The 12,623-nt window shown below is 45.7% G+C and carries 9 protein-coding genes; 4 read left to right on the plus strand and 5 right to left on the minus strand.

Features of this window, described 5'->3' with window-relative positions; translation table 11 throughout:
- Positions 1-81: 81 nt before the first annotated feature.
- Positions 82-1,092: a DUF2860 family protein gene (locus tag G337_RS0113550; protein ID WP_169719629.1), complete on the minus strand. Its 1,011-nt coding sequence runs from the start codon at positions 1,090-1,092 to the stop codon at positions 82-84.
- Between the two features lie 552 nt (positions 1,093-1,644).
- Here G337_RS0113550 and G337_RS27745 point away from each other — a divergent pair.
- The gene (locus G337_RS27745) at positions 1,645-2,229 is read left to right on the plus strand and encodes a winged helix-turn-helix domain-containing protein (RefSeq protein WP_169719630.1); all 585 of its coding nucleotides are present in this window, start codon (positions 1,645-1,647) and stop codon (positions 2,227-2,229) included.
- 19 nt (positions 2,230-2,248) lie between these two features.
- Positions 2,249-2,680, plus strand: a complete 432-nt coding sequence (locus G337_RS0113560; RefSeq protein ID WP_028864376.1) for a hypothetical protein — start codon at positions 2,249-2,251, stop codon at positions 2,678-2,680.
- Between the two features lie 44 nt (positions 2,681-2,724).
- Here G337_RS0113560 and G337_RS0113565 read toward each other — a convergent pair whose 3' ends face one another.
- The 3 genes from G337_RS0113565 to G337_RS0113575 form a co-directional block, all read right to left on the minus strand.
- Complete coding sequence (locus G337_RS0113565; RefSeq protein ID WP_028864377.1) at positions 2,725-4,047, minus strand: DUF1501 domain-containing protein; 1,323 nt, start codon at positions 4,045-4,047, stop codon at positions 2,725-2,727.
- A gap of 4 nt (positions 4,048-4,051) precedes the next feature.
- On the minus strand, positions 4,052-5,569 hold the full coding sequence (locus G337_RS0113570) for a DUF1800 domain-containing protein (RefSeq protein WP_028864378.1): 1,518 nt from the start codon (positions 5,567-5,569) through the stop codon (positions 4,052-4,054).
- 281 nt (positions 5,570-5,850) lie between these two features.
- Positions 5,851-6,834 carry a LysR substrate-binding domain-containing protein gene (locus G337_RS0113575; protein ID WP_028864379.1) on the minus strand — a complete coding sequence of 328 codons (984 nt, stop codon included), beginning with the start codon at positions 6,832-6,834 and terminating at the stop codon, positions 5,851-5,853.
- A gap of 139 nt (positions 6,835-6,973) precedes the next feature.
- Here G337_RS0113575 and G337_RS0113580 point away from each other — a divergent pair, with 139 nt between their 5' ends.
- The gene (locus G337_RS0113580; protein ID WP_028864380.1) at positions 6,974-8,176 is read left to right on the plus strand and encodes a multidrug effflux MFS transporter; all 1,203 of its coding nucleotides are present in this window, start codon (positions 6,974-6,976) and stop codon (positions 8,174-8,176) included.
- 175 nt (positions 8,177-8,351) lie between these two features.
- The gene (locus G337_RS0113585; RefSeq protein WP_037027505.1) at positions 8,352-11,438 is read left to right on the plus strand and encodes a DUF2339 domain-containing protein; all 3,087 of its coding nucleotides are present in this window, start codon (positions 8,352-8,354) and stop codon (positions 11,436-11,438) included.
- Between the two features lie 3 nt (positions 11,439-11,441).
- On the opposite strand, the gene G337_RS0113590 is transcribed toward G337_RS0113585, so the two are convergent.
- Entirely contained in the window at positions 11,442-12,458 is a 1,017-nt protein-coding gene (locus G337_RS0113590; protein ID WP_028864382.1) for a hypothetical protein, read from the minus strand.
- Between the last annotated feature and the right edge of the window lie 165 nt (positions 12,459-12,623).

Consider the following 12,623-nt stretch of genomic DNA (forward strand, 5'->3'; position numbering starts at 1 on the left):
CCCGCAGCTTGTTGTGAGTTTTAAGCGGGTTTGTATTACCGGGTATTCTGACACAATACTTGCTTAGCGGATAAGTCCGCTTTAAAACTTGTAAACGATACCGGCTGAAATGCGGCTCATGGTGGAGTCAAAGAAATCTTCCTGGGAATTTGAGCGTCCCCACAGGGCTGTCGCCAGCCCGCTTAGTGACTCTACCCCAAAGAGGTTATGTCTGAATAAACTGACATTGACAGCTATTTCAGCAGCATCGGTTTTAGTATCATAGACAGGATTGTTTTCATCATAGCGTAAAGCACCTGCATAAAGGTTGCTGACAATAGTGTAGTTCTGAGTGGATAAACTATGTGTGAGCTGTCCGCCGATACGTGTGCGGCTCATTGCTTCCCCCTGCAGATCATAATTTTCCCATATTAGCGCACCGGTCAGCTGCTGATTTTTCTGCAGCCGCCAGCGGTAGGCACTTTCAAGGGAATTTATTGTACCGTTGCGGTCCAGACTCTGCTGCTCGTCAGTTGTTAAGCCTAAACTGCCGCCGCTGCTTTCTTCTGCTAAGGTCTGCTCCCGGCGGGTGTAAGTCAATGTTAACGGTGTTGCCCATATCTGTTCCCACCCTAGGCGTACACCGTTTGAGCTTTTTTCAGTGCTGCTGCGCTGCGTGTCTGTCTGATAGGGATCAACCCACACTTCGCTGGCAATACCTGAAAACAGGTAAGAAACGGAGACAATACCCTTGTTTTTTACCTGTTGACGAATACCCAGCTGCTGACTGAAATCCAGGCGCAGTGCATCCTGCATCAGATTTCCTAATACAAGCTGAGTGCCGCTGTCTGCAAAAGTGTAACGAACATCAAAGTTATACTGCACAGCGAATGTTGATTCTTTCTGCGGTGAGCCGTAAAGAGAGTCTGTATCTGCGGATGACAGGCTGTTCATTTGCGTGCCGGAAACAAAGTTTGATGAGAACTGCGTACTGCCGAGTCCTCCCATTAAAAATCCGTTCCATCCGGACTGTTCCGGAATGGCGGTAACATCGGAGGCGTAAGTATTTACAGTAAATACAAGCAGGGGCGCCGCACAAAGCTGTTTAAGCATAGTTTGTCCTATTTGTTCAGGTGCCTGATATATCTGCTTACATTCAGGCATGGGTTACTAAATCGGATACCAGCCTAGGGAGTTCCGCCTGAAGAAAAAAATCAAAAACTATTATTGATAATTACTGATAAAGCTAGTGCATCAGTGCTAATGTGTATGATGCTGATATATAACTAATTTATAAACAGCAGCAGTTATTAATGATTATTTAGAAGTACATGTTTGTGAGAGCAAAAGCTCCCGGCCGTTGCGGCAAATCTGGACAAACTCACTATAAAAAGAGTTTTAGACTGATAACCATTTATGCTTCGTTTGTATAAATATTGTTAACTGCTGTATACAGGACTGTTAAAGTTATTACTTTTGGGGTATAAGTGCGGGGTGGGAGCACTGACATAAATGATAGATTATTAATTAGAGTATAAACCTGTGCTTTACATTCTGCGCCGCGGGTTATCTATAAGAGAATGTTAAGTCATGTCGTATTTTCGCCTGTGCTCAGGTGAAATCCCATTATATTCAAAGCCTATGGTTAGTTATGAAGACACAGATATGACACAAAAAATAAAAATTGAGCATCACACTTTGTGCTTGGAAAATAAAAAAATTCAACTGCCCCATTCAGAAATAAATATATTAGGTTTGTTATTAGCGCATGCCGGAAAGGTGGTGGAAAGGGAGGCTCTTCTGAAAACCGGCTGGCCGGAGCGGGTTGTAAGTAATAATACGCTCAGTGTGGCGATTAAAAGTCTAAGAAGAAAACTGCAGGAGCTTGGTGTTGAAAACAGCATAACAACAGTACCTTCCAGAGGTTATTATATTGATGCTGAAATTATACCCGTTTATTTTTCTCTTGCTGACGGCCTTGAATTTGAGCCTGAATCTTTATCTGTTATTGACTTAAGTTCACAGCAGAGCCGCTTAGGCGAAGCTGATGTGAACTTAAACCCGCAAGAGCAGATTTTATCTGAGCAAACGGGGCTTAACAGTGAGTGGTCCTATAAACATATTATATATTTAACCGCATTACTGTTATTAACGCTGCTGCTGGCTAATAATATCTATTCTCCATTTTCCAGCACTTATTTTTGTGATGATTCCCCTGACAAGCCATACTGCAAGTTAACAGGCGATTAAATAAAGGCCCGAATTTTTTATGAACTTTTCACTGTTTAGAAATAAACCATCATTATTTGTCGGTGCGGGACTGTTAATAATATTCGTAGTATTGAGCGCGCCGTTCCTGATCGGCACTTCCTGTTCAATGGATTTTCATGGGGAAAGGGAACGCTTCGATTTCAAGATGAAGTGTGAGAACGGTATCGCCTACACTGCAATTGAAACGGATAAAGGTTCGTTTTTTTTTGGTAAAGCTGTATTCGGGCGGCTTGGAGATAATATTTATCTATTAATGCTCGATAGAGAAGTTCATATTTCATCTGATGACGAGTCACGTTTTATTAAGCAGTATTTTTTAAGAAAAACTCTTAATCACCTGCGCCTGCTGGATATAAACGGCAGTCAGGTGATCTGCAGTATGGAAAACGCTGTTAACCAGTGTATTACAGAAAAGAAAATAGAATTATAAGATTAATATCGACAGGTATATACCTGCCGTTATTTTTCTACCTCTTATACACTAACAAAGCCTAAGTAAGGTGAGTCAAAATTGTTTAAGTTCGGAAATAACTCTAGAATCTGCGCGTTATCTAGACCAAACCAGCTGCATAATGAAGCGTTGACCTGATCGGCTGCAGTTCCCGGAATGATACGGCCGTTATTGTAGTTATGCTCACTCTCGAGTGTTAAGTCCGGCCAGTTCCCGTAAGCTGAGGCTGCATTAACTGCACCGCCGCTGATAATCTGATGTCCGGCCCAGCCGTGATCCGTACCCGAAGCATTAGCTATGATGCGCCGTCCGAAATCTGACATGGTAATACTGGTTACCTGTTCACTGAGTCCCTGGTCATTCATATCCTGATTAAAGGCCGCTACGGCATCACTAACTTGAGCCAGCAGGTTATGGTGAGCAGTCTTTTGATCTTTGTGGGTATCAAAGCCGCCTATTCCGACAAAAAAGACCTGGCGCTTTTGTCCCATCATATCATTGGCCTGAATTAAACGGCTTGCCATGCTTAACTGCTCTGCCAGATCGCTTTGCGGATAACTGCCCGTTGCCGGGTAGGCATTAAGCACATTTTTTAATTCATCATTTTCTATGACGCTTTCTTTCATTCGCAGAGCATAATTACGTTCATAGACATTGCTGTACTCCCTGTCTTTGAAGTGAGAAAAATAACCGTTCACTCGGCTTTCCTGATCCCAGGCGTTGTAGTTATCTACGCCTGAACTGTTGATAACTGTCTGACTGCTGGATGCATTACGCAGCAGTTTTGCTTCATTGCTAATCGAAAACAAAGGAGATATCCCGCTGCTGATGCCGAGCATATCCATCATTCGACCGGCCCAGCCGTAGGGATGCGAAAGATTCTCTGTACCTGACTGCCACATCTCCTGCTGCGAATTATGCGCCATTAAAAAATCGGGTAAGTCTACTTCTCCTTGTTCTATCTGACTTCGTGTGGTCGGTTCGATCAGCTGGCCACTGTTAATAACTACGCTGGCCTGACCGTCTGCAAATAACGGCAGCATAGAAGCCATAGCATGATGAATACCCAGCGCTACACCGTTATCTGTAGTCAGTCCTGTGGGGCTAATCTGCTCTTTAGTCAGGCCTAGCTCCGGTCGGGCGCTAATGTACTCTGAATATGCAGGCTCTGAGAGCGGCACCAGCATATTATAAGCATCGTTACCGCCAAATAAAAAGATGCATACCAGCGCTTTGTGGCCGTCTTGAATGTCAGCAGCTGAAGCTGTATTCGGCAGTGATGCCAGTGCCGTTGATGATGCAAGCGTTGCGCTCATTTGTAAAAAAGATCGACGAGATAGTTTCATTCTATTACTCCGGGCAGAAAAATTCAGGTGACGTTACAGCGACATACAGAGTGTTCCTTACCCTGAGATGGACATATTCGCCCTGCAGCTCAACAGTAAGCATATAATTGAGATAATCCGCTAACTCTTGTGACATTAAACCGCCGAATAAGCGCTCATTAATCAGTGCTATATACTGCTCGGGAAAGGCCTCTAGTGCTTCAAATTCAGCAGCATCCCAGGTCCATTTTCTTTCGCTGGGTGAAGCCCAGGCCGCATAGATATTTCCCCATAAACGGTTATGAATACGACGCATATTATCTGCCGTCAGCAGATAAAATTCCGGCGAAGTCAGATTATTTTCTGCCAGTTCGCCCTGGGGAGTAAAGTCCGACGTATAAAAGTTAAAGACTGTCGGGGAGGTTAGCGGAGACTGCCCTAAATTAGCCTCAGTGTACTGAAAATCCCACCACCGTGGACCCTCTGAAACCATGTCAAAAGCTCTGGCCTGATTAGCTACTGCAATAATAGGCTCGTGTACCCGTCCGAAGGTGTTTTTTCTCTGCAGATCACCGGATTCTGCGAAGCCGTTGATTACATCACTGTCGGTCAGTACTGCGCTCAGTACTGCCAGTAGATCACCTCTGATACCGTCGGCATTACTTCTAAATACATCTGCCACACGCAGGATATACTGTCTGCGCGGATTACTGGTAACAAAGCGTTTTATTAATAAGGCTGCAATAAATGCCGGAGTGTTGTCGTGGTTAAACAGCAGATCTAAGGCCTGCTGCATATCATTTTCAGCACTTTGACCGGCAGGAAAAGAGCTGCCGAGTATCTCTTTAGCTTCACTGTCGTGGCGTCCGTTGTCGGCATACATAGGGGCAAAAAGGTCGCTGCTGCGCCAGCCGGTGAACGCCCTGGCCAGCTCTTCGACATCATTCTGAGAGTATGACGGTATCTTATTGCCCTGCGCATCAAGTTTAGGCCAGCCGTTCGGCTGAAGCTGCCATAAGCCTAAAGTGAACAGCTGCATAATTTCCCGGGCAAAGTTTTCATCCGGAAAAGTGTTCTTATCTGCATCTGCCTTGCGGCTGCCTTCCAGAGTCAGGTATCTGCCCATTACCGAACTTAAAGTAACCTCCTCCAGAAGATCACGGAAATTACCGAAAGCGTGCTTGAGCAGAATATCGTAATAATTGGCTAGTTCTGCATGGCGGTTGCCTACGCCGTGTTTTGACACAACAAATATCTGACTTAGTGCATAAGCCGTTCTCTGCCTAAGCTGATCATCTGCCTGTATGCTTCTCTGCCACCACGCACCGGTGCGCATATTGTCATTTACGGGTTCTTCGCTTAGTGCCGCAAATTCCTGCGCTTTTGCAAGATGATAAGAAGCCGGACTTTGTGTCTGTTGTTCAAACCAGGCCTTAAGACCCATTTTTTGTAAGTTATCGATTTCACCTTGTTTCGGACCAAAAGTTGCGCGGTATAAAAATTTGGCATACTGCGCTCTCTGCTCGCCTGCATCATTTTTCATTGTTAACTCCAGCCTTATTATGATGCAGATTATGCTAACCGAGAGCTGGATTTTACCGGCATGAAATTTCGTGAAAACTTGTGAATTAAAGTGAAAAAGCACAGAGACAGGGAGTTTGTGCTTGTGTGAATTTTGTACTTGCTGAAAAATCAATGAGTTAAGAAAATAGTATTGTAAGGAGTCTAGTGCTCAATATTTATATAGCCAAACCACTTGAAGATGCAGGAATCAGCAGGCGGCCTGGGTATAAGGTAAAACAGAAAATCTTATTTATGTTTTTTTCAGAGCCTGGTTGAGCTTGTATCCGCCGCCGGCAAGACCTGCGCAACACTTTGACAAATAGTTTCACGCAGCCATTTATGACCGGGTTCGTCATCATTACGTTTGTGCCATAACAGTACATAAACGAGCGGTGAAAACTCTATCGGCAAGGGCAGCTGCACTAACGGGTAAAGCCTCTGGGCATGGGGCACAAAACTGGACGGCAGGGTAACAATCAGATCGCTGTGTGCACAGGCGCTGACTGCGCCGTAAAAATCGGGCAGGGTAGTACTGATCTGGCGATGCTTACCGGATTCGGCTAAATGATAATCCAGTGCCCACCAGTCATTTCCTTCGCAGCGTATCTGCACATGTGACATCTGCAGATACTTATCCAGATCCCACTGCTCTGTTTTTAATATTTCTAGAACCGGATGATTCTGCCGTACTAAACAGATCTGCTGATCGGTAAACAGTGTGCTCTGGGTGATACCGTCGGGCAGGTTATTGAGTCTAAAATCAGAAGTCGGGTGCAGATCCCGGGCGGTAATACCCAGATCAATCTGCCCCTGCAGCAGCCCCTGCATTGACTTTTCAGTCCAGCCGTATGAGTTCAAAGTAATATTAGGTGCCTGGCGTAGAAGCGGGCCGATATAATAAGGCAGCAGAGTATCATAGGCGCTTTCGACCATCGCAAAGGAGAACTGGCGATGGCTGCCGGCTGGAGTAAAGCGCGGCGGCAGGGTAACCTGATACAGGCCCTGCAGAATGCCCGGCAGCTGTGATTTTAACTGCAGCGCATGGCTGGTGGGTTTTAGACCGTGGGCGCCGCGTAAAAAAAGCGGATCTTCTAAGGTATCCCGCAGCCGGTTAAGGCTTTTACTCAGTGCAGACTGGCTAAGGTGCAGGCGGCTGGCCGCCCGGGTAACACTCTCTTCTTCAAGAAGTATCTGCAGGATTACTAATAAATTAAGATCAATGCGTGCTAGTTTATCAATATTCATAGATATTCCTTAAAGGAAATTAGGTTTGGACATTATGCCATTATGATTCATATCATAACCCGGGTAAACTGCGCCGCATAGTCTAAGAACAAAATTAGATTATTACTGTGTTATTTAAAGAAAATTACAGAGGAAAAAAATGCGCAAAAATATATTACCCGTACTGATGACTATGGTGGTTTTAAGCCCCTTAGCTATCGATATTTATTTACCTTCTATGCCGGTTATGGCAACAGAGTTTAATGTTTCAGCCAGTGAAGTACAGTCTACTTTAGTGTTGTTTTTATTTGCTATGGGTATAGGCCAAATTCTGATCGGCCCGCTGGCGGATCGTTTTGGACGCCGTCCGATTGCGATTGCCGGTATTGTACTTTACGGTCTGAGCAGTTTATTAGGCGCCATGGCGGTGCAGTTTGAATGGCTGCAGATTGCCAGGATACTGCAGGGGATTGCCGCTTGTGCAACTTCTATTGTGGTATTCAGTGCCGTGCGGGACAGCTTTAACAGTCAGCAGAGTGCGCATTATTACAGTTATCTGAACGGTGTTATCTGTGTGATCCCGGCATTAGCCCCAACCTTAGGCGGACTGCTTGCGCTGCAGTTCGGCTGGCGTGCAACTTTTATTTTTATGGCTCTGTTTGCGATACTGGTACTGCTGATTGTGTTATACAGGCTGCCTGAAACTCGTCCGGAAAATACCGATACCAGCGGGCGTCTATATCATTGGGAGCGTTTTAAACCCGTTCTGCGCGAGCCGCACTTTATGTTTTATGCTTTAGCCTGCATGGCCGGTATGGCATCTATTTTAACCTACGTATCCTACGCTCCCGACTGGCTGATTAGACACCTGGGTATTTCTGAATTAGGTTTCAGTGCGTTATTCGGCCTGAATGCCGCGGTTAATATTGCCGCCTGCTTCTGCGCACCTATGGTAATTAAACGCTTTGGTAACCGTCCGACGGTAATTATTGCCTTGTCTACCTTATTAGCATCAGCTGTACTGCAGTTTATCGGGCAGCAGTGGGGGCCGAATGCCGGTCTAGCCGGCGCATTTACCTTTATGCTGCCTATGATGCTGCTGTGTATCGGTTTTGCACTGCTGCTTGGACCGGCTACCAGCATGGCACTGTCTGCATTCGGCGAACGCGCCGGAACGGCTTCGGCAATGCTCGGCTGTATCCAGATGAGCGGCGCAGCCCTGCTTGCCGGCCTTACTCAGCAGACCGGATTAAGCGCGCCTTACGCAGTCATTGTACTGATGGGCAGTTTATCGTTAAGTCTGCTGCTGATGATGTTAATGCCGCGTTTAAATCACTGGCATCAAGAACAGTTTGCAAGTTAACTTTTTAAAATAATTCAGACATATCCCAGTTAACTGGGATATGTCTGCCTGTATTCCTCTCTATCTAACAAGATAATCATAAAAACATGATATTCCTAGCTCTAGGAACAATAGGCGGCTACACTATTCTCTGTAAAAATAGAGTGTTATAGCTAAATTGATTCGGGACAGGATTATGCAGTTAAAGGATGAGCTATTAAATCTTAGGGCCGAGCTTGATTTGCTCAGGACCTCGCAGGATAAACAGCAGCAGAATATAAACAAGCGCTTTAATGATTTAAGCCGCCGGCTGGAGCAGTTAGGTTCGTTGTCAGACAGTGCTGATAGCCAGTCCTCTTCAGGAAAGCAGTCAAGAGAGACTGTGCAGCTTGCTATAAAAAATGGTAATGCCGTTTTTCATGCCTATGAAAATGAAACACTGCGCCCGGGGCGTGAAGAAATCACTGCCGATATTTTATCAAGCAGTGCAGAGCATATTCGTGAGCAGAACAACAGCAGTGCACAGCCGGAGCTTAGCGTTGAAATTACCCGGGAAGCTGTTATTCAGCTCAGCCAGTCAGGCCTGTTAAACCGCTTAGGCGAATTTGCCGGTGCTTTATTCGGCCCCTTTAGCGCTGTCAGTTGTCAAATTCACTCTTTTTATAAACATTATCAGCAGCGCGGGTTAGGCCCGGTTTTCTTAATGACGGTGGTGGGAATTATTACCCTGACCCTTGGTTTTGCTTATCTGCTGCAGTATTCGATCAATAACTGGTTTTCAGAGCTGGCCAAGGCATTATCGGGGTTTGCAGCCGCCAATGCTGTTCTGCTTCTCGCTGTGTTTATCCGTAAAAAACGCCCCGGTATGGAGGATTTCTCCTCGGGACTGGTCGGCCTGGGGCTGATCCTTAACTATCTATGTACTTATTTTATCGGCCCCTATTTTGAACTGATTCCGAGCAGTATGAGCTTTCTTTTACTACTGCTGATCACCTCTGCCGGTTTTGTTCTTTCCATGAAACTTGAAACTCGGGTAATTGCCGTTGTTGCTCTTCTGGGGGGCTCGCTTGCTCCTGTTATGCTGCTTTTTGACAGTCAGGCTCCGCTGCTGTATCTGCCTTATCTGCTGTTGATCGGCTGCTGTGCTGTGGTGCAGAGCCGTATGCTTAACTGGCCGGCACTGATGGAGGTAACTGCCTTAGTGCATATTGCCTGTATCGAACTGTTTATGCTTTATCTTGGTCGACCCTTTGTGTCTTTAGACTGGCAGGTGCTGGCCGCGCTGCTCTCGGTAAACCTCCTGTTTTATGTTTACGCCTTGACGGCCATACTTGCTTTTAATAAAAGAGAGCGGCTGCCGGATGAAAAGCCTGGTTTAATGAATAAAGCAATACAGGTTATGCCGTTTGCTTTACTGGCCTTTGTACTGCTGACGGTCAGTCAGTTAAGTGTATTCAGCGGTCAGATATTTTTAGTTAACGCCCTGCTGTGCAGTGCCGGATACCTGTTTTTCAGCCGCTATAAGCCGCTGCGTCCCATACTGCTGGTGTTTGCCGCCAGCTTTGCCGGTTTTGCCGCTCTGCAGCTGGTCAGCCGCGACTTTTTAGGTTTAGTGCTGCTGCTGGAAGGGACGCTGCTGCTGTGGTTAGGTGCTAAAGAATCCTATCTGACTGCGCGTTCAGAAGCCTATGTTCTTTTAGCCGCTGGGCTGCTGGTTAATATTGGCGCTTTAAGTGAAGCTGTTAGTGTCAGCCACTACAATCTTAATAATTTTGATTCCTATGCTTTTACTTTAATTATTTTATTTATGACAGCTGCAGCCCTGTATACAAGCGCTGCCTTGATGAAAAAACTGCTTTTTAACAATGGACAAGTATTGTTTATAGCTCTTGAAGGGAAAATATGGATAGTAATTAAAGAGCTGCTCAGCCTGAGTTATACCGTCTGTTTATTGTTTAGCGCCTATCTGCTTAGTGAGCTGTATTTTGTAAATATTGCTCCTGTGATCAGCCTGCTGCTGCTTTATTTAGCCGCTAAAGATAAGCTTAAATTTACTGAAATAACCGCCTGGCTGCTGCTTTTACCGCTGCTGGCTCTGACGGTACTGGGTATTATGGACTCCGGCAGCTATAGTTTTACGCAGCAGCCGCTTTATGCACAGTTAGCCCGAGTGGAACTGTTTGTTTCTCTGTTATTGACTTATTACTGGTACAGGCGTTATTTCAGCGATTCGAAGATCATTAAATTAGCCTATCGTCTGCAGCTTCTGTGCTTATTAGCTGTCCCTTTACTGTTCCTGCCGAAAGTAATACGCCTGTTTACTGACTATATCAGTATTGCACTTTGGTTAAGCGGCTTTATCAGCTTGATGCTGGCTCGATATGTTAAACATAGGGCTTTGATTTTAGAGGCCAAAATTCTAACCATAAGCGCGATTATTATTACTGCGCTCAGCTGCCTGTTTGAACTGTGGCAGGGGCTGGCGGCATTAGCAGCAGGGGGCTTGTTTATGGGCTTTTTAGTTTATCGTTATCTGTACCTGGACAGGCTGCAGCAGCTTATTCTGCGCTTACAGTGGCAGTTAAGCCCCTATTATTTTGCTCTGGTTCTAGCGGTTATTACCCATAGTTTAATGAGCTTATGGCAGCCTGAGTGGGCAGTTGTTGCCGCAGCTTTGTGTGCCTATTTTTATTTACTGCTTCGCCGTCACCCGTCTGCTTTGGTATTACGCTCTAGTTATAGCGCAGCTTACGCACTGCTGTTTGTTTTTGCCGCTGCGCCTGTACTGCTGCATAGCCAGGTGTCTTTCAGCTTATCTGCTGAAAGCCTGATAGTGATGCTTTGTGAGCTGTGCACACTGCTGATCCTGGGGAAATTAATTGTTGAACGGGGGGCTGCCGTTCGTCTGCATCGGAAAAGTCTGCCGCTGGATGTGCTGCGCTGGGGCTGGCATATTTTGTTAGCCTTGAGCTATCTGTTGTGGAGTTACCAGCTGAGTACACTGGCTGCCGCGCCGTTAAGTGCCATTCTTCTTGTGATACACGGCAGTGTTTTAATGTTTATCAGCCTGAGGGCCGGGCGGAAGGGCATGATCAGGTTAGCGGGAGCTGTGTTTGCATTAGCCTGTATTAAAGTTCTGCTGGTGGATATGGCCAGCTTTGAGATTATCCAGAAGGTTATCGCCTTTATGGTGATCGGTGCGATACTGCTGAGTGTTTCCTACTTTTATCAGAAAGCACGAAACAAACAGCTGCAGAGTGGTGTTCAAGATGAAGGTGTTTAGCGGTCAGGCCTGCTCCCCCTGCCAGGTGAAGTGACGGTTAGGTTTCTGGGTGACAAAACCTTTTTCCAGCAGGGCGTGAAAGATGTGGTTAACCTCTTCACTGCTGATATCAAGTTTATCGGCAACTGCTTTTTTACTGCAGCGGACATCACCAGTAAGCAGGATGTCCAGTGCTTTTTGAAACAGTATATCGGGACGTGATATCTCTATCCTGGTTTCGTTGTGTTGTTCATTAGACTCTATCGGCTGTGCTGCCTGAGGTGTCTGCGCAGCCTGTTCACTTTGTTTTTTTACGGCTGCTGTCGTACGGGTAAATCTAAGCTCTTCGCCGATTAATCCGACAAAAAAGGCTGCAAAAAGATCCAGTAATACCGATAAAAAGATCACTAATCCCAGCTGCGCTGTCACAGGAGTGGTATTAAGGCCGTCGGCCAGGCTGCCGATCAGCCCGAATACCGAGCCCTGGCTGGCAACGGGTAAATTATCTCTCTGCACTGCCAGTTCAACCTGCTGCTGACGAAGTTTGGCGTTCTCTTTTTGAATGCGGGCAACGCCTGTAGCAATTCGGTTCAGGGTAATATATTTCTCAGCTGCTATGTTGTTTAAATCAATCTGCTTGTCAATGGCGGCAATCTGTAAATCAAAGGCATGAACTTTACTCTGCTGCACATCCACATGACGCTGTGCTGTATTTGTTGCACTGTTAATGCCGCCGATACTGCCGCCGATTGAGATGGCTGCTAAAATTGAATAAAAAGTAAATGCGGAAAGGGCCGCTGTTAAATGCCGCCTTGCCATGCGTTCGCCGAATTCATACCAGGCAAAAAACTTGCCTAATTCAAAAATAACCGCCAGAGAGCCGAATAAAACTTTCATCCACGGATCATCGTCTATCGACAGAAAAAGCAGCAGGGAAAAAATAATGGAAGCTAAAATTGCCGCGCCAGTAAAGCTGTATACCACGGTCATTGCAAAAGGGCCTTTTGCATGGCGAATACGTCTTTTTTGTAAATTACTCATGGCATGATTCATCTAAGTGATAATATTTGTCTGTAAAATCAAAGGTTATGATCTTTGTTCGCAAATATAGGAATAAAAATTGTCGCGCATTGTAGAGGCCGGACTGCAAAAAATCCAGTAAGGGCGGGGTTTGAGTGTCAATCTGTTAAATAGTGTATGAATTTC

This window comes from Psychromonas aquimarina ATCC BAA-1526 (assembly GCF_000428725.1).
GTDB lineage: Bacteria > Pseudomonadota > Gammaproteobacteria > Enterobacterales > Psychromonadaceae > Psychromonas > Psychromonas aquimarina.

What these genes read in the sequence shown, in the direction of transcription:
- G337_RS0113550 (WP_169719629.1), bottom strand. Translation starts at nt 1,092, where the DNA reads ATGCTTAAACAGCTTTGTGCGGCGCCCCTGCTTGTATTTACTGTAAAT.
- G337_RS27745 (WP_169719630.1), top strand. Translation starts at nt 1,645, where the DNA reads ATGACACAAAAAATAAAAATTGAGCATCACACTTTGTGCTTGGAAAAT.
- G337_RS0113560 (WP_028864376.1), top strand. Translation starts at nt 2,249, where the DNA reads ATGAACTTTTCACTGTTTAGAAATAAACCATCATTATTTGTCGGTGCG.
- G337_RS0113565 (WP_028864377.1), bottom strand. Translation starts at nt 4,047, where the DNA reads ATGAAACTATCTCGTCGATCTTTTTTACAAATGAGCGCAACGCTTGCA.
- G337_RS0113570 (WP_028864378.1), bottom strand. Translation starts at nt 5,569, where the DNA reads ATGAAAAATGATGCAGGCGAGCAGAGAGCGCAGTATGCCAAATTTTTA.
- G337_RS0113575 (WP_028864379.1), bottom strand. Translation starts at nt 6,834, where the DNA reads ATGAATATTGATAAACTAGCACGCATTGATCTTAATTTATTAGTAATC.
- G337_RS0113580 (WP_028864380.1), top strand. Translation starts at nt 6,974, where the DNA reads ATGCGCAAAAATATATTACCCGTACTGATGACTATGGTGGTTTTAAGC.
- G337_RS0113585 (WP_037027505.1), top strand. Translation starts at nt 8,352, where the DNA reads ATGCAGTTAAAGGATGAGCTATTAAATCTTAGGGCCGAGCTTGATTTG.
- G337_RS0113590 (WP_028864382.1), bottom strand. Translation starts at nt 12,458, where the DNA reads ATGAGTAATTTACAAAAAAGACGTATTCGCCATGCAAAAGGCCCTTTT.